General features: G+C 48.4%; 14 protein-coding genes. 10 read left to right on the top strand and 4 right to left on the bottom strand.

What is annotated here, in order from left to right; genetic code table 11:
• Positions 1-45: 45 nt before the first annotated feature.
• Both fadB and ACGHZ6_RS18800 read right to left on the bottom strand, forming a co-directional pair.
• Entirely contained in the window at positions 46-2,187 is a 2,142-nt protein-coding gene (gene fadB, locus ACGHZ6_RS18805) for a fatty acid oxidation complex subunit alpha FadB (protein ID WP_390615566.1), read from the bottom strand.
• A gap of 1 nt (position 2,188) precedes the next feature.
• A complete protein-coding gene (locus ACGHZ6_RS18800; protein ID WP_390615565.1) occupies positions 2,189-3,460 on the bottom strand; it encodes a thiolase family protein in 1,272 nt (423 codons plus the stop codon).
• A gap of 248 nt (positions 3,461-3,708) precedes the next feature.
• Between ACGHZ6_RS18800 and ACGHZ6_RS18795 the strand changes: the two genes are divergently transcribed.
• The 10 genes from ACGHZ6_RS18795 to ACGHZ6_RS18750 all read left to right on the top strand — a co-directional run bounded on the left by ACGHZ6_RS18795 (position 3,709) and on the right by ACGHZ6_RS18750 (position 15,372).
• Complete coding sequence (locus ACGHZ6_RS18795) at positions 3,709-4,710, top strand: winged helix-turn-helix transcriptional regulator (protein WP_390615564.1); 1,002 nt, start codon at positions 3,709-3,711, stop codon at positions 4,708-4,710.
• A 260-nt stretch (positions 4,711-4,970) separates the two neighbouring features.
• Positions 4,971-5,510 carry a CoxG family protein gene (locus ACGHZ6_RS18790; RefSeq protein ID WP_390615563.1) on the top strand — a complete coding sequence of 180 codons (540 nt, stop codon included), beginning with the start codon at positions 4,971-4,973 and terminating at the stop codon, positions 5,508-5,510.
• Positions 5,511-5,530: 20 nt separating this feature from the next.
• Positions 5,531-6,307 (top strand): enoyl-CoA hydratase-related protein, encoded by a 777-nt coding sequence (locus ACGHZ6_RS18785; protein ID WP_390615562.1) that lies wholly within the window; start codon positions 5,531-5,533, stop codon positions 6,305-6,307.
• 21 nt (positions 6,308-6,328) lie between these two features.
• Entirely contained in the window at positions 6,329-7,228 is a 900-nt protein-coding gene (locus ACGHZ6_RS18780) for an FAD binding domain-containing protein (RefSeq protein ID WP_390615561.1), read from the top strand.
• Between the two features lie 12 nt (positions 7,229-7,240).
• Positions 7,241-7,732, top strand: coding sequence for a (2Fe-2S)-binding protein (locus ACGHZ6_RS18775; protein WP_390615560.1), 492 nt, complete (start codon positions 7,241-7,243; stop codon positions 7,730-7,732).
• A gap of 31 nt (positions 7,733-7,763) precedes the next feature.
• Positions 7,764-8,525 (top strand): N-acyl homoserine lactonase family protein, encoded by a 762-nt coding sequence (locus ACGHZ6_RS18770; RefSeq protein WP_390615559.1) that lies wholly within the window; start codon positions 7,764-7,766, stop codon positions 8,523-8,525.
• A 29-nt stretch (positions 8,526-8,554) separates the two neighbouring features.
• Positions 8,555-10,933 carry a xanthine dehydrogenase family protein molybdopterin-binding subunit gene (locus ACGHZ6_RS18765; RefSeq protein ID WP_390615558.1) on the top strand — a complete coding sequence of 793 codons (2,379 nt, stop codon included), beginning with the start codon at positions 8,555-8,557 and terminating at the stop codon, positions 10,931-10,933.
• Between the two features lie 46 nt (positions 10,934-10,979).
• A complete protein-coding gene (locus ACGHZ6_RS18760; protein ID WP_390615557.1) occupies positions 10,980-11,738 on the top strand; it encodes an SDR family NAD(P)-dependent oxidoreductase in 759 nt (252 codons plus the stop codon).
• Positions 11,739-11,804: 66 nt separating this feature from the next.
• Positions 11,805-12,749 carry an XdhC family protein gene (locus ACGHZ6_RS18755; protein ID WP_390615556.1) on the top strand — a complete coding sequence of 315 codons (945 nt, stop codon included), beginning with the start codon at positions 11,805-11,807 and terminating at the stop codon, positions 12,747-12,749.
• A gap of 22 nt (positions 12,750-12,771) precedes the next feature.
• Entirely contained in the window at positions 12,772-15,372 is a 2,601-nt protein-coding gene (locus ACGHZ6_RS18750) for a LuxR C-terminal-related transcriptional regulator (RefSeq protein WP_390615555.1), read from the top strand.
• A gap of 5 nt (positions 15,373-15,377) precedes the next feature.
• On the opposite strand, the gene ACGHZ6_RS18745 is transcribed toward ACGHZ6_RS18750, so the two are convergent.
• Positions 15,378-17,579, bottom strand: coding sequence for a molybdopterin cofactor-binding domain-containing protein (locus ACGHZ6_RS18745; RefSeq protein WP_390615554.1), 2,202 nt, complete (start codon positions 17,577-17,579; stop codon positions 15,378-15,380).
• The gene (locus ACGHZ6_RS18740; RefSeq protein WP_390615553.1) at positions 17,576-18,085 is read right to left on the bottom strand and encodes a (2Fe-2S)-binding protein; all 510 of its coding nucleotides are present in this window, start codon (positions 18,083-18,085) and stop codon (positions 17,576-17,578) included. Before ACGHZ6_RS18740 ends, ACGHZ6_RS18745 begins: the two co-directional genes overlap by 4 nt.
• Between the last annotated feature and the right edge of the window lie 77 nt (positions 18,086-18,162).

Genomic DNA, 18,162 nt, shown 5'->3' with positions numbered 1-18,162 from the left:
GTTACTGGGGAGCGCTACTGAGTAACGCTCCCGCTAAGTTGATGGTTAGTAGTAGGTTTTACCCTCGGCCGCCATGGCTTTCATGCCATCGGTCGCTTTATAGGCTTCACCCAGGTGAGAGAATTTCTCACTCCACTCACAAATGGTTTTCACGCCCAGCTCGTCCATCCAGCGCAGCAGACCGCCGCGGAAGGCTGGGAAGCCCAAGCCCCACAGCAAGGCCATATCGGCTTCAGGGGCAGAGGCAACAATGCCTTCTTCAAAACAGCGAGCCATTTCAATCGCCATTGGCAGCATCGCGCGCATAACGATCTCTTCATCAGTCAGTTCAACCTGGTTAACCTGACATTCTGCAACCAGCGCTTCAGCCGCTGGATCGTTGGCACGTTGTGGGCGGCCTTTGGCGTCTTGCTGATAAGAGAAGAAACCGGTATCGGTTTTTTGACCGAAACGTTTCTGTTGGTACAGGGCGTCCATAACGGAAGGTTCAACAAGGCTCATGCGATCTGGCAGATCGGTGGCCAGCACGTCCTGACAGTGGCGGATGGTATCGATACCACAGACGTCTGACAGGTAAGCAGGACCCATTGGCCAGCCCCAAGTTTCCATAACCTTGTCGATACGGTACATATCAAGACCGTCGCGAATCAGCAATTCGTAGGCACGGAAGTAAGGGAAGAGTACACGGTTGACCAGGAATGCCGGGCAGTCGTTAACTACAATGGGTTTCTTACCTAATGCCAGGCTATAGGCAACAACGTCAGCAATGGTTTCGTCGGAAGTTTCTTCACCGCGAATAATTTCTACCAGTGGCATGGCGTGTACCGGATTAAAGAAGTGCATACCGGCAAACTTGTCTGGACGCTTAAGGTTCTTGGCCAGACGAGTGATAGAAATCGTTGAGGTGTTACTTACCAGTACACCGCCTTCACCGATATGATCTTCCAGGTCAGCCAATACCTTGGCTTTAACTTCTGGGTTTTCTACTACAGCTTCAACGATAACTTGGGTACCGTTGAGGTCTTTATCTTCCAGGGTTGGCGTAATTGTGCTTAGAATTTCTGCTTTCTTCTCTTCACTCATACGGCCTTGGCGAACTTTCTTGGCCAGCAGTTTATCGGCTTCGTTTATGCCCAGGTCCAGCGCGTCCTGGTTGATATCTTTCATCACCGCAGGTATACCGCGGAATGCGCTTTGGTAAGCCACTCCGCCGCCCATAATGCCGGCGCCAATAACCGCCGCTTGGTCAATTTTCAGGTTGGAACCTTTGGCCAACTTTTTGGCAACTTTGCCGACGTATTGGTCGTTCATAAAGTTACCGATCAGGGCGCGAGACTGATCTGTTTTGGTCAGTTCGTTGAACAGGTCGGATTCCATATCCAGCGCTTGGGCTCGGTCGGCGCCTGTAGCGTTAGCCAGTAGATCGATAACCGCAGCCGGCGCTTTCAGGTGAGGGGCGCGGGCGCAGAACTGCGCTTTAGCGGCTTCTGCCTGCTCTTTCGCTTGCTCTGGCGAAACGTCTAAAGCGGAGGTTTTTACTGTGCGACGAGCTTGGTAATCGCTAGGCTTGGCTTGTGCTTCAGCCAGTTGTTGCAGAGCCAGTTCACGCAGTTCGGCTACAGGGCCAACTTTATCCACAAGGCCGGCGGCCAGTGCAGCATCGGCTTTTTGTTGACGTGCGCCTGCCATCCAGGCCATGGCATTTTCCAGGCCCATAATACGTGGTGCACGTACGGTGCCACCCCAGCCAGGGATAATGCCCAGGCCAGTTTCAGGCAGGCCAATCTTGGTGTTGTCGGCCATCACACGGTAGTCACAGGCAACACAGAATTCAAGGCCACCGCCTAACGCAAAACCGTTAATCGTAACCACGGTTGGGAAGGGCAGGTCTTCAATGCGATTGAAGTTGTTATTGTTTACACCAAAGTAAACTTTCATTTCTGCGGCGGGCTGAGTAAAGACACCTTCAAATTCAGTAATGTCGGCGCCGACAACAAATACCGGTTTACCACTGGTGACCAGTAAGCCTTTAACGCCTTCAGCGGCTTCCAGAATATCCAGTGCTTCAGTCAGTTCTTTAACGGTAGCGTTATTAAAAACGTTTACGCTACCGGCTTTGGCGTCGAAATTTAATTCGACAATGTCATTGTCCAGACGGGATAGGCTAAGTTGATTGCCTTGGTACATGTTATTTGATCTCCGTATTTTCAATCAGAACTGCAGAGCCTTGACCGCCACCTACACAGGCAGAGGCAATACCGTAACGCAGGCCTTTTTCTTTCAATTCACGCGCCAGGGTTAATGTGCAGCGCACACCGGTAGCCGCCAGTGGGTGACCGTAAGCTGTAGCACCACCGTTGACGTTGGCTTTATCCAGTGAGATCCCCAGCTCTTTAACACAGGCCAGGAATTGGGCACTGAAAGCTTCGTTAATTTCAAAGCGATCGATATCGTCCAATGACAGACCGGCCAATTCGACAACTTTACGAATCGCAGGCGCTGGACCAATACCCATAATGTGAGGATCAACACCGGCAGAGGCGGCAGCCAGTACACGGGCTTTAGGATTGCAGCCTTTGGCTTTAACATACTCGCCGTTGGCAACAACAACCGCAGCAGCACCATCAACAATACCGGAGCTGTTGCCGGCGGTTTGTACACCGTCTTTTTTGAACGATGGGCGCAGTTTGGCTAATGCTTCTGGCGAGGTCTGGCGTACGTGTTCGTCGTCAGCAAAACTAGCAACACCGCGAGGCAGTTTCAGCTTGCGGGTTTTCAAGCCTTCCAGTTCAAATTCCTGTGCGGTTAACTCAATAATTTCTTCATTAAGGAAACCGGACTCTTTTGCAGCATAGGCACGGTTAAAGCTTTCCAGGGCAAAGGCATCAACCTCGTCGCGGCTAATGTCATACTTCTCTGCCAGGTTTTCAGCAGTCATGCCCATGGGGATACCGGCACCGGTATCGAAAAAGGATTCCAGCAGGTAATCACGGAAGTCGACCTGGCCCAGTTTAAAACCGTCACGACCGGTAAAGGATGCCACCGGGTTACGGGACATGACTTCGGTACCCACACACATCACACAGCTGGCTTTGTTCAGTTGCAGGTAATCGGCCGCCTGGGCAACCAGCTCAAAACCCGTGCCGCACAAACGCTGGATTTGCATGGCGGGCACTTTTTGATCCATGCCAGCGTACAAGCCAATATGACGTGGCAGGAAGTAGGCATCAAAGTCCGATGGCGACAGGTTAGCGGTAAACAGGGTATCAATATCACCGGCATCCACATGGCCACGGGCAAACAGACCCTTGGCGACAGCAATGCCCAAATCTGTGGCAGAAATGGAAGACAGGGTGCCATTCACCTCGCCAAAACCGGTACGGCAACCGTCAACTAACCAGGCATCATCATAGGTGATGCCCATGCTTTGCGTGGCCTGCAGAGTACTGTCTGTGCTCATGGGGATACTTTCCTTTCTCTAATATTGCTATCTGTGTTGAATAAGGGGGATCAAAATGGCTGTTTATATTTTGATCGGAACTCTGAATGCTGCTAGCCTATCAAAATAGTTCAGTTTTGCAAGTAAAATAGTTCATATATGAAAGTTTCATAAGTGTATGGTCTTCTATGCTCAGCTTTGCTGAGGTTGGGGCCTGTGATAGCATTGGGCGATTGAAAATTGCGATTAACGAGTAGAGGTTTGCAGGTTTGTCATTGGCATTAAGTGAAGAAAAGCCGCAGTTTGAACGGTGCTCTGTTCATCGTACATTACAGATCTTGTCCGATCCCTGGTCGTTTCTGATTATGCGAGAGTTGTGGTTTGGTCTTCGTCGCTTTGATGAATTTCAAACCACGTTGAATATTCCCCGTGCGACCTTGTCGAATCGCTTAAAATCTCTGCTCGCCTCGGGTTTGTTACAGCAAGTACCTAGCCGTGATGGAGGTCGTCGTAAAGATTATCGTTTCACCGATATGGGCGTCGACCTGTATCCGGTGATGCTTACCTTGTTGCGTTGGGGTGATGTGTGGATGAAGGGGGACGAAGGTGTTCCGCTGCATTTATATCATCGCAACTGCGGCAAGCGTTGCCATGCCGAGGTGGTGTATTCCTGCTGTGATACCAAAGTTAATGCCCGCGATGTGAGTTATAAGGACGGGCCCGGCGCAGGTATGGAGTCGGTGCTGGATGGTCCCAAAACCAACCGCTCTTCCCGGCCTGATAAGTTCACCTTTCCTCGCGCCTGTTCTGTGGCGCGAACGCTTCAGGTAATGGGGGATCGCTGGTCATTCCTGTTAATCCGAGAATTATTTTTTGGTCGTCATCGGTTTGATGTTATTCAAAAGCAGGTAGGCATAGCGTCAAATATTCTCAGTAATCGCATCAAGCAGTTGATCGACTTCGGCATAATTGAAAAGTCCCAATATGGTAAGGGCAGTACCTGGTTTGAATACCACCTCACCAAATCCGGTCTGGATCTGTATTCCAGCTTCTTGGCTATGATGCAGTGGGGGGATCGTTGGCTGAGCAACGAATGGGGCAAGCCTCTGATGTTGGTGCACAATAAATGCGGTCAGGCGTTCGAGGCCAAAGTTGTCTGCAAACTCTGTCGGCAGCCTCTACTGGCCCGTGATATGGCCTATAAACCGGGTCCCGGTTGGGATGTTCAGTTTGGCGAAGACCTACTGCTGGAGCGCATGCGCCGTAGTTAACGATTGTTATAAATCAGTATCTGATCGATCTTCTATAGCCAATTAATCTAATTGGCTATCAATCTTCCTGTTTTTCTCTAACCTATTGTTTATTAAGCATAAATTATGCTTTTGGCGTGCGTTTTAGATGCCGCTTGGGGTTAGTCTTTCCCGTTAAAGTTCTTGCATAAATGAACTTTGTGTGAGAAATTTAGTTCATCTTTGCAAGCATTGCTGCTGTCAGCAGCCTTTTCTATGACAGATTATCGCGAGGTGTACCCATGGAAATTATCGGTAAAACAGAACTTCCGTTTCCGCGTGAAGAGATTTGGCAACATCTGAACGACCCAGACATCCTGCGTCTATCAGTCCCTGACTGTCAGTCATTGGAAGCCGAATCGGACTCAAAGCTGGTTGCCACAGTGGTGGCAAAAGTTGGCCCAATTAAAGCCACGTTTAATGGTGAAGCAGTGATCTCCGATAGCGTACCGCCCGAGAGTTATACCCTTACCGCCAATGGCAAAGGTGGCGTTGCCGGTTTTGCCAGTGCGGTTATCAAGGTCAAATTAACCGATAAGGGTGACAGTACCGAGCTGGAATACAGTGTGGCGGCCAATCTGGGTGGCAAGTTGGCGCAATTGGGCACGCGCCTGATTGAATCTACCGCGCGTAAGTGGGCCGATAAATTCTTTAACCAATTCTCCGAGGTAGTTGCTGGTGGTGGTCAAGCGCCTGCTGCTTCAAGTTCAGAGCCGGGTTTCTTTGCGCGCATTTGTGCGGCGATTAAAGGTTTGTTCTCTTCTTCCAAAACCGCTAGCTAAGACAGATTAAGACATCAGCCATGCAAGATATTCAAATTACCATTACTGATCAGATTGCTCGCGTACAGCTAAACAGACCTGAGTTAAAAAACTGTGTGTCTCTGGCCATGTGGCAAGAATTAAAGCGCTGCTTTGATGAACTGAGCAAGAACAGCGATGTGCGCTGTGTGATCTTAAGCGGAGCGGGCGGTAATTTTTGCTCTGGCGCAGATATCTCAGAATTTGGTGAGGTACGTAATACCGCCGAGCAGGTTCATTTTTATGAAGCTGCCGTGGATGCCGCTAACGATGCCATTATGGATTGTGCCAAACCGGTCGTAGCAGAAATTGAAGGTTACTGCGTTGGTGGTGGTTTGGGATTGGCAATGGCCTGTGATTTTCGTGTTGCGACCAAAGACTGCTGTTTCTTTATTCCGGCAGCCAAGATGTCCATTGTCTACGGTCTGCGCGAAACCCAAAACCTGCTAGCCCTAGTGGGCCTAACCCACGCCAAGCGAATTCTCTACACCGGTGAGCGTATGAACACCGAGCGTGCATTAGCGATAGGCCTTGTTGATATTCAGGCTGCAGATTCATTGCAGCAAGCCATCGATGAATTCTGTGCGCCCTTAGTTGCCGCGGCCCCTCTGACCGTATCAGGCAGTAAAGCGATTTTGAACAGCCTGGAAATTGCTGCAACAGATAAAGCCGTGCACGACGCCGAGGCTCTGATTAAAGCGGCGGGTGAAAGTGAAGATTACCGCGAAGGACGTTTGGCATTCGCTGAAAAGCGTGCGCCGGTGTTCAAAGGTTGTTAAGTCGAAACGGATTGAATTGAAATGAAACCAGCAGCTTTTGATTATCAGGCTCCCTCAACCCTCGATGAAGCCATTAGCCTGTTAACCGCTTCGGATGATGCCAAGGTGATCGCCGGTGGCCAGAGTTTAATGCCGATGCTGAATTTCCGTTTGCTCGCACCTGAATTGCTGGTGGATATTGCTGGTATTGAAGAGCTACGCGGTATAGAGCCAGGTAAAAGTCGTGGATTGAGTGTAGGTGCATTAACTCGCCACCATGAAATGGAAACCTCTGAATTGGTAAAAGAGCGTTTCCCAGTCATCAGTGAGGCGATGAAGTTTGTTGCTCACCTGGCGATTCGTAACCGCGGTACTATCGGTGGCAGTATTTCTCACGCTGATCCCGCGGCAGAGTTACCGATGATGGCCATGCTGCTGGATGCGCAATTAACCGTAGCGGGCCCTTCTGGTAAACGTACCGTTGCTGCTGAAGATTTCTTTTTGGGTGCATTAACCACCGATCTGGAAGAAAACGAAATTCTGGCCCGTATCGATTTTCCCGGCTTACCAAAAAACACCCACTTTGTCTTTGATGAGTTTGCCCAGCGTGCCGGTGACTTCGCGCTATGTGCAGTGGCCATGACGCTCAGTATGGGCGGCAACTTTCTGACCGGCGGTAAAAAGATTAGTGAAGCACGCATAGCCTTGATGGGGGTTGATGAAACCCCGATTCGTATCAAGGAAGCCGAAGCTTTGTTAGTCGGTAATAAAACCATTGATGAAGGTTTGCTGGAACAGGTCGCAACCATTGTTCGCGATACCGTTCAGCCTAATGCCGATTTGCATGCATCCAGTGAATATCGTCAGTACCTGGCTTATACCATGTCCAAGCGATCGTTAAAGAAACTGTGGGCGCAAGCCTGCGGTCAGGACGAAGAATAGGGGAAGAGCAAGATGAGCATTCGCAAAAAAATCAGCCTCACAGTCAACGGTCGTGTCGTTGAGCGAGAAGTCGAGCCTCGTATGCTGTTAGCAGACTTTCTTCGTAATGAATTGAACCTGACGGGTACCCATGTGGGTTGTGAGCACGGTATTTGTGGTGCCTGTACGCTGATCATGAATGGTGACAGTGTTCGCTCATGCCTGACTCTGGCTGTACAAGCTGATGGTGCAGAAATTACGACGATTGAAGCCCACGGCAAGCCTGATTCCATGAGCATTATGCAGGAAAAATTTCAGCAGTGTCACGGTCTGCAGTGTGGTTTTTGCACGCCGGGTATGGTCGCTACCGCAGAGGATATGGTGAAGAAATATCCGCTGGACAGTGAAGAAGAAATCCGCGATGGCCTGTCGGGCAATATCTGTCGTTGTACCGGTTACCAGCATATTGTTGATGCCGTGTCGGCAGCAAAAGACGAAATTAGAGCAGAGCAAAACAAAGCCTAAATACACAGGTTATAAATAAAGGTTTTCCATTATGAAAATGCATATTCTTTCCGGCGGCAAGTTACGTATGAACCGCGGCGTTTATTTTCCAGAAGCAGAAAATGGCGAAAAGATCGATCTGCCTGTGAATTGTGTGCTGTTTCGCCATCCAGCGGGTAATGTGCTGTTCGATACGGGTTGTCACCCCAGTGTGGTTGAAGATCCCGAAGGTCGCTGGGGCAAGATGGCCCGTGCCATGTGGCCGATTATGGATGCCAATGACAACCTGATTGCTGAGCTGGCACGCCTGCAGTTAACCCCGGACGATATTGATGTAGTCATTAACTCCCACTACCACTCCGATCACTGTGGTTGTAATGAATTTTTCAAAAAGGCGACCTTCTTTGTTCATGAAGATGAGTTTGCCAAAGTCAGCGAGCCTGACTCGATCAAGTTCGGTTACATTCCAGAAGACTGGAAACACCCCATGTCGTTGAACACCATTAATAATCAAACCGATATTTTTGGTGATGATCGTATTGTGTTGTTACCGCTGCCAGGTCATACCGCCGGTATGACAGGTGCTATTGCCAATCTGGATAAAAGTGGTTCTTTCCTGTTGGCGTCTGATGCCGTTAGCGTACGTGAAAACCTCGATCGGGAAACCATTCCCAAGACCACCTGGAATGCCGATGTTCTGATGGATTCCCTCAATGAAATTAAGCGTGTGGAAAAATCCGGTGCAACCGTGATTTGTGGTCACGACCCTGATCAGTGGTTGCAACTGAAAAAAGGCATTGAGTTTTACGATTAAGTTGGCTGGCGGAAACGGTGGAGAAAGAGATGTCTGAGGCGGCAAAGTCTAAGTATGTAGGTTCCCGCGTAAAGCGTCGGGAAGATCCGCGTCTGCTAACCGGGCGTGGCAAGTATGTTGACGATATTAAGGTCGCCGGCCTGTTTCATATCGCTTTTCGCCGCAGTGATTATTCTCACGCAGAAATTACCAGCATTGATACCGAGGCTGCCAAAGCTAGCCCTGGTGTCGTTGGTGTATTTACAGCTGATGATATTTGGGATGAATTTAATCCCATTTTGGCCCAATCGCGCATGCGCAATTACCAGCCGACAACCATGGCCATCCTCGCAAAAGACAAGGTGCGTTTTGTGGGTGAGGCCGTGGTGGCCGTTGTCGCAGAAAGCCGTTATCTGGCTGAAGATGCTGCCGCGTTGGTAGAAATTGAATACAACGAATTGCCACTCGTTACCGATCCGGAAGAATCGGTAAAAGAAGATAGCCCCAAGCTGCATGAGCAATTGGCATCGAACATTATCGTACAGCGCGAATTTAATCGCGGTGATATTGATCAGGCGATCTTTGAATCCGCTGTACATGTCAAAGAACGTTTCCGTTTTCACCGCAAAACCTCCCTGGCGATGGAAAATCGTACCTATATGGCGCAATACGATGGCGGTACGGAAGAGCTAACACTTCATACTTCCAGTCAGGTGCCCGGCATTGTGCGCGATATCTTAGTAGATGCCCTGGATATTCCTGGCAGCCACTTACGCGTTGTGGCACCCGATGTGGGTGGCGGTTTTGGTGGAAAAACCTCGTTGTATCCTGAAGAAGTTCTCGTCTGTATTTTGGCGAAAAAGCTGGAAGGTGCGGTGAAGTGGACCAGTGACCGGATTGAAGATTTAATTTCAACCAGTCAGGGTTTTGATGAACTGATTGATGCCGAGATCGCCGTTGCCAATGATGGCACTATTCTTGGTGTGCGTGCCGATGTGATTGGTGATGTAGGTGCCTATTCCATTTATCCCTGGACGGCAGGTATTGAGCCGGTACAGGTGATCAGCTTTATGACTGGCCCCTACAAGGTTGAACACTATCACGGTCGTGTACGCGGTGTGGCAACGTCCAAGCCACCGACTGGACCTTACCGCGGTGTAGGCCGCCCGGTGTCGACCTTTGTAATGGAACGTTTGGTGGATATGGCGGCGCAAAAACTGGGTATGGACCCCAGTGAAATTCGTCGTCGTAACCTGGTTCAGCATGATGAATTTCCCTACAAAACTGCCTCCGGCATTATGTGGGACAAGTCCGGTTTTATGGAGGGGTTGGAAGGCGCTTGTGAAGCCATCGATTACGATGCGTTGCGCAGCTTCCAGGCTGAAGCTCGTGAACAAGGCCGCATGGTGGGTATTGGTATCGCATCCTTTGCTGAGTTGACGGGTATTGGTTCTCGCCTGTCTGCATCGCCTGGTATGCCTATTAATACAGGTACAGAAACCGCCACCATTAATCTGGATTCCACCGGTGGTATTACCGCACGCTTTGGTGTGACTTCTTATGGTCAGGGCCTGGAAACGTCGTTGGCGCAAGTGGTAGCTGATGAGCTGTGTGTAGATATCGAAAAGGTCCGCATTATTCAGGGTGACAGTGCCCAGGTCAGTCACAGTACCGGTTCCTATGCCAGCCGCGGTGCGGTGATGGGCGCAGGTGCGGCTATGCTGGCTGGGCAAGAGTTACTGCAAAAACTCAAGCGTGTTGCCTCTATTTTACTGGCCTGTGAAATCGATCAGCTCAGTTATGAGGACGGCGTATTTTCTGCGCTGACCTCCGATAACAAATATAGCCTGCGTGATTTGGCCAAGGCTTATTACTCGCAGATGGGTATTATTCCGGCACCGTTGCGTAACGATATTGGTGATCTTTCTGTTACCCGTGTTTATGACCCGGAGTGGGGAACCACCTCGTCCTCCACCCATATCGCCATGGTGGAAATTGATTCGGAAACCCTCAAGGTCGACATCAAAAAATATGTGGTGGCTGAAGACTGCGGCCAAATGCTCAACCCGATGATTGTGGACGGCCAGGTACACGGCGGTGTGGCTCAGGGTATTGGTGCTGCCTTGTTTGAAGAAATGATTTATGACGAGCAGGGCCAAAACCTGACCGCCAGTCTGGTGGATTATGTGGTGCCTTCGTCAACTGAAATTCCCCGGATGGATGTTGTCCATCTAGATTTAGAAAAACCCAAGACTCTGGGTGGCGTTCGCGGTATGGGGGAAGGGGGCACCATTGGTGCGCCGGCTGCGATTGCCAATGCTGTGTCTGATGCGTTGTCGCCATTGGGGCAGCAAGTCACAACCCTACCGGTTACTCCGGAGCGGGTATTTCGTTTGATAGAAGCGGGAAGGCAAGGTCTCTCCCAATAAAAGATGCTCTTTGTTTCAATCTCTATGTAATAGGTAGGAGAAAGTTATGCTGTTAGGTTTAGAAGGTAAGGTTGCTCTGGTAACCGGTGGTGCTCGCGATGTGGGCGGAGAGATTTCTCGCACCTTGGCTGCTGAAGGCGCGATTGTGGCAATTAATTATCGTGGCTCGGCCGACGAAGCCAATGCGCTGGTAGAAGAGATTAAAGCCAACGGTGGCACGGCTGCAGCTTATCAAGCTGATGTAACTGATTACGAAGCGACTAAAGCCATGGTTGATCAAGTGGTTGCTGACTTCGGTAAAATTAACATCCTGATCAACAACGCTGGCCTGGTTATCCAGAAGCGTTTTGTTGACAGTGATCCTGAGCAGTGGAAAAAACAAACCGACGTATGTCACTACGGCATTATCAACGCCTGTCACGCTGTATCCAAGTATATGGTTGAGCAGGAAGATGGTCGCATTGTTAACATCGTCGGTGATTCCGCCCGTGTGGGTGAGTCTTACCTGTCTGTTAAAGCCGCTACCGGTGGTTCTGCGATGGCGTTTACCAAGTCTCTGGCGAAAGAGCTGGGCAAGTTCAACATTCGTGCGAATGTGGTTGCTTTCGGTATGCTGGAAACCTCTCACAGCGATAAAGAGTGGTTGGAGCAAAATCGCGCCAAGATCGAGCGTCAGTACCCGCTGCGTCGTATGGGCTTCCCGCAAGATGTGGCACCGACGGTTGTGTTCCTGGCTTCTAATGCGACCAGCTGGGTAACCGGTCAAACCGTTTCTGTGAGCGGTGGTTATTCTATGGTGGGCTAAGCTGTCGTTATTAACTGAAAAGTGCTGACATTGTCAGCACTTTTGCTTCCCTATGAGGTACGTTCTATGCTTTCCTCGCAGTATGAAGTATTAAGTCAGGCTAGGGATAGTTTACTTAAAGGAAATAAGGTTACCCTGGTTACCGTTATTAAAACCTGGGGTACATCACCAAGGCCTATTGGCTCTCTGCTATGTGTTTCCTCCTGCGGACAATTCTGTGGATCCGTTTCAGGCGGTTGTATTGAAGATGACCTTCTAGATCGCTTAATTTCTAATCCTCCTCAAAATATAGATGTCATCAAGTACGGTGAAACCGCAGAAGAAAGGCATCGTTTTGGCTTGCCCTGTGGCGGCACTGTTGAATTATTGTTGGAACCACTAAATCAAACCAGTGATTTAGATTTGCTTCTGAATACTATTGAAGCGCGTAAGGTTTGCATGCGCATAACCGATATCGAAAGTTCTGAAGTAAGTATCAAACCCTGTCATTCTGGATTTACCACTCCCTCGTTAAACAATGAATCCTGGACTAATATTATAGGGCCTGCCTGGCGAATCTTTCTTGTAGGGGCCGGGGATATATCACGTTTTCTTGCTGATATGGCGGTGGCTTTGAACTATCAAGTGATTGTTTGTGACCCGAGGCCTTCATACCGAAGCGGCTGGGATACGAAGAAGGGCGTTATAGCTCAAGGTTATCCCGACGATGCGTTGCAGGCATTGGAAATAGATTCACGCACTGCAGTGGTTGCTTTAAGTCATGATCCTAAGTTAGATGACTTGGCTATTATGGAAGCTCTGCGGTCTGATGCATTTTATGTGGGTGTTATGGGCTCTCAGCGAACCAATGACGCTCGGCGTCAGCGCTTGATGGAGTACTTTGAATTCTCTCAGGAAGAGCTATCGAGATTAAAGGGGCCAGTAGGTATTTCTATCGGGAGTAAAACACCTGCCGAGATCGCCTTATCTGTTTTAGCAGATATTACTTCGATAAAAAACAGCTTGGATTAACCTTAATCAGGCGACGAAGCTCATGAGCGATATCAAATTACCAGATTTGTACTTTGATGACTCAGTTCGGTTATTACCGCCATCTATCAATTTTGTCCAGCTGAAGCGCGATGCTATCCCAGTTGTGTTGGATAGCTTAAATACTAAGAATGTATTCCTCCGAGCACCAGCTGGATATGGTAAAACCACCATGATGGTGCAGTGCTATAGTCGCTTACGTGACGCTGGTAAACAGGTGGCCTGGTTGTCGTGTGATGCATCCGATAATGATCTGACTCGTTTTGTTGAACGTCTGCAACAAGCTTTAGAATTCCCTCAAGTTTCAGCTGAAAAGCTGATTTATCTTTTTATTGATGAGTTTGAGGTGATAACTGAGTCTTCTGTACAGGACTATTTTAATAGGTTTCTTCAGCATTCCCTGTTGCAGTTCAGAGTATGTGTAGGCACTCGGCCAACGTCATCATTTAATACCTCCAGATTTAAGGCAGCTGGAACGCTGTCGGAATTAACTTATGCTGATTTGAAATTCTCTAAGCAGGAAGTGGGTGATTTCCTTGAAAAGGTGGGGCTGTCGGAGTTACCTGGTGAGGATGTAGCAGCTTTTTATGCAAAAACGCAGGGGTGGGCTGCTGGGCTAAGTTTGGGTGTTATTGCACTTAAACAGCACTCTAACAAGAGTCGTTTTATCAGTGACTTCTCTGGCGAACAAGAAGATATCACTGCGTATTTGGCTAATGAGGTGCTAGATTCTGAAACAGTTGTTATAAGACGATTCCTGCTAAAGACCAGTATTTTAAAAGAGCTCTATCCCGAGCTATGCAATCAATTATTAAGCATAACGGATTCCGAGTCTATCCTGCAGGATTTAGCTTTAAGGGGCATGGTACAAACTCATGGTCGAGATCGTGGCCTTCATTATAAATTCCATCCGTTATTTTCTGATTTTCTTCAAAAGCAGTTAATTGTTGAGGGAGAGGAAAGCCATATCCTACATAGGACGGCCGCAGAGTGGTTTGAGTGCAACGGTTTTCCAGAATTGGCAATTGATCATTATCTGGATGGACGAAATAACGTAAGAGCCATAGAGCTACTTCAGCAACAGGCGGCAGATTTTTATGCCAAAGGTTATTGTTGGCGATTGTATTCGTGGTTGTTAAGAATTCCACCACATGAAACACAGCAGTTTATCGATTTACAGGTAATGAGAATATGGCTCACCGCCACCATCAAAGGGCATAGGGAAGCGGTAGCCTTGGTTAAAATGCTGGCATTGGAGAAGTCGCACATCTCAGGCATTACCTCTCTGTTGACTGTAGTTGATATATACCGCTATTTACATATCGATAACCCGAAACAGGCTCTTGTTGTTGCTTCACCTGATCTGGAAGGAAAGAGCGACAGTGAAGCTTATATAGCTCATGGATTTCTGACGTTCAGAGCCATTGCAAGTTTATGGAACGGCGATAGTGCATCGGCCAGACATTATATACTGCAAGATACCAAGAGCGAGATTTTTGCCCCGGATTTTCTTAGAAGTTCGATCTTTCAGGCGCTGCAAGGATGGATGGCGTTTTGTGAGGGAAACTTGCAGGATGCTGAGAGTTATTTCAAATCTGCAGAAACAACCCGATTTAAAGCACAGAACGCGTTCTTGGGCGGCGATAGTTTCGGAGTGCTGTACGCAACTTTACTCTATGAGCGGAATCAACTATCTGAGGCCGAAGAGATTGTGAATAGTGTACTTAAATCGAATCCTAACACGTTGTTTCCGGATAGTCTGATAGAGAGCTATTGCTTACTGGCCAAGATTCGTTATGAACAGAAGGATGTCAACGGGGCTATGACCGCTCTGATAGATTTGGAAAGAGTTGGTGTAGAAAGATCGATACCCCGAGTGATTGTAAGCTCACACTTGGAACGTAGTCGCTTGCATTTAATGCAGAAACAGAAAGCCAGAGCGAATCAGTACTACTTAAAAGCTAAAGAATACGAATTGTCGGGTCATATCACCAGTAACGGTTTTTTTGCTAACGATCTCGTTTGGGGCGAGCTTACTGAGATTTATCTGGAACTAGCTTTTGGTGATCCGGAGGCTGTGAAGAAGCTTATAGAAAAGCAATTAGTGCAGGTTAAATCTGAAGGCCGTATGAGGCGAGAATTGCTGATTCGACTGCTAAACGTGATCGCAGAGAGTCGTCTTAATCCTGATCTTATCCCTATGAGTGACTTTGTGGATATCTTGAAGTCATTCATAGCTTCAGGTTTATTCCGATGTGTGGTTGATCTTGGAGTAATGGTAGCCCCCTTGCTCAGAGAGGTAAAAGCGTCTCGAAGATTTCAGCAGGATCAGCCGCTGCAATGTTATGTGGATAACTTGCTATCCTCATTACATGAGACAATAGAGGATGTTAGCGACTCTCTTTTTTCATCTACAGTCTTAACGGCAACAGAAACAAAGGTCCTTAATCTTGTGGCTGAAGGGGAAAGTAATAAGTCTATATCAAGAACATTAGACATCTCTGATAGTACTGTAAGGACCCATCTTCGCAATATCAACAAGAAACTGCACACCCGAAGTCGCACCCATGCGGTAATCCAGGCACGTCAGCTGGGCCTCCTTTAAGCTCCTTATAACCTTAATGGTAATGATCGTAAGCGTCGTCCATTTGCTGCGTAGATAGCATTTGCTACTGCCGCGGCGACAGGCGGTAGCCCCGGTTCGCCCACTCCTGTGGGCTGTTCTTTACTGTCGATGATATGGACTTCAATCGCCGGTGCTTCACTCATTCGCATCATGGGATAATCGTGAAAATTAGTTTGTTCTGCTGCGCCTTTGTGGAAGGTGATTTCACCGTGGAGTGCTGCGGTTAACCCGTAGATGATACCGCTTTCCATTTGGGCTTTGACTATGTCAGGTGTAACGACTACACCACAGTCGACCACACAGGTAACTTTATGAACCCTAGGTGTATTACTGTGTATAGATACTTCGGCGATCTGAGCAACGTAAGTATCAAAGGATTTGTGTGCGGCAATGCCGTGAAAGTGACCTTCGGCCAAGGGCTGATTCCAGCCAGCTTTGTCGGCGACCTGTTCGATTACCTTGGATAATCGTGGATTACCTTTGGCGTGGTGAAGCCTGTAGGCTACGGGATCTTTTTGGGTGGTGTGAGCCAATTCATCAATAAAGCTTTCCTTAAAGAAAGCATTAAATGAGTGACCAACCGATCGCCAAAAGCCTGTGCGTATACCGGGATCATAGGTGGCATGATTTATGTCTTTATGAGGGATATCGTAATCTTCCCAGAGCCCTTCTGTGCTGAAAGGTTCAGAAATATGGTTGTTAAATAGACCATAACCCCGTTTGCTCAGCCAGTCCGCCCAGGTTTCAGGTAGCTTGCCCTGCAGTAATCCATCAATGTTTTCATCAAGAACGTAAGGCAGTACATTCGGGCCAATGCGTTTTGCGTACCAGCAATCAATATTGCCTGTTTTATCTAACCCGGCTTGCAGGCGTACTAAAGAAGCAGGCCGGTACCAGTCATGTCGCGTGTCATCTTCACGGCTCCATACAGCCTGAATAGGGAGACCAGTAGCTTTAGCAATACTTACCGCTTCGGCTATAAAGTCTGACTGTGCTCTTCGCCCAAAACCACCACCCATAAACGTTGTGTGAATTGACACCTGTTCTTGACTTAAACCTGCGTGTAACGCAGCTATACCTTGGGCGACTTCCGGAATTTGGGTGGGAGCCCATACTTCACAGTGAGTTGATGTCAGCCTCACTGTACAATTTTGTGGCTCCATAGTGGCGTGAGCGAGATAGGGCGCCCAGTATTCAGCTTCAATGATTTTTTCAGCTCGGCTCAGTGCACGTTTACCCTCACCTGATTCCTCTACTTGAATTCCCGGTTCTTTGATCAATACGTGTTTAAAATCTGCTTTAATCTGTACTGAGGAAGCAGATTCTGCCTTTGCAGGCAGAGCCCATTCCACATCTAGCTGTTTTGCTGCCTGCTGAGCTTGCCAGTAACTTGTGGCTACAACGGCTACTCCATTTAATATAGGTATAACGGTTTTAATCCCTGGTAGCTGACTGACTTGATTAGGATTAAAGTGCTTTACCGTTCCTCCGTGTACAGGGCTGCGAAGCATAACTGCATAATGAAGATTCGGTATATCGACATCAATACCAAACACCGCTGATCCCGTCACTTTTTCTAGAGCATCATTGCGAACACGGGGCTTACCAATATAGGTAAACTCTGTGTCTGGAGTTAATGGTGCCGAATCAGGAACGGGTAGCGTGCCGGCTGTTTTGACAAAGTTGCCATACAGTAACGATTGGCCCTTCCAGTAAACCTTTCCTTGGTGGAGCCGGATTTCGGCTAAAGGAGCATTGAGTTGCTGTGAAGCGGCTTGACGTATAGCTTCACGAGCATTGGCTCCCGCTTGGCGTATAGACAAAAAGTGGCCTTTTATACTACTGCTACCGCCCGTTCCCTGAATCCCCACTTCTGCATTGCGGTATTTGGAGTGAACTCCGGCATGGTGAACCTGAATAGATTCCGGCGCGACTTTTAACTCTTCTGCGAGCAATGTTGTGAGTCCACTATAAACCCCTTGGCCCATTTCACTGCTGGGTAGGTAAAAATGAATTTCACTGGTCGTGGTAATCTGTAAAAAAGCATCTGGAGCAAAGGCGTCTTGGCGTTGTTTAAATGGTAAGGGCTTAGCGATTGTGCAGTTGGTAAGGCTTACTCCAACAATAAGTCCACCGCCAGTAATACCGGCCATTGTTAAAAAGCGTCGGCGGTTTAGGACGTTCATTTGTAGACACCCTGGGTTAGTTCTTCCGGTGTGTAAAAGTTGACACCTTGATTGACCCTGTTGGCAGCATCAAGAATTGCCGCTTTGATGCGTGGATAGGTGCCACATCGACAGATATTACCGGACATAGCGTTATCGATATCTGCCTCACTTGGTGCCTTGTTTTTCATAAGTAAAGCGCTTGCACTCATTAGTTGTCCTGACTGGCAATAACCGCATTGGGGCACGTTATGGGCAATCCAGGCCTGTTGCAGGATGTGCAAATTTTCTTCAGTGCCTAAACCTTCAATCGTGGTAATGGATTGGCCTTCCACAGCGGAGACGGGCATTACGCAGGTCCGTATTGATTCTCCATTGAGTTGCATGCTACAAGCACCACATAACCCCAGGCCGCAACCAAACTTGGATCCCTTAAGACCAAATTGTTCACGGATAACCCAAAGTAGTGGCGTGTCGGCCGCGGCTTCGGTGGATACCGATTTACCATTGAGCTTGAAGCTAATCATTGCGCATCTCTACTATTGAAGCTTAGTGATTAGCTTAATGCGGCTTGATCATGAGTTGTATCGTCGCTAACGACGAT

Source organism: Maricurvus nonylphenolicus (assembly GCF_042854845.1).
Lineage (GTDB): Bacteria > Pseudomonadota > Gammaproteobacteria > Pseudomonadales > Cellvibrionaceae > Maricurvus > Maricurvus nonylphenolicus.
The sequence above is the reverse complement of the archived record's forward strand: the minus strand, read 5'-3'. Positions and strand labels throughout refer to the sequence as shown.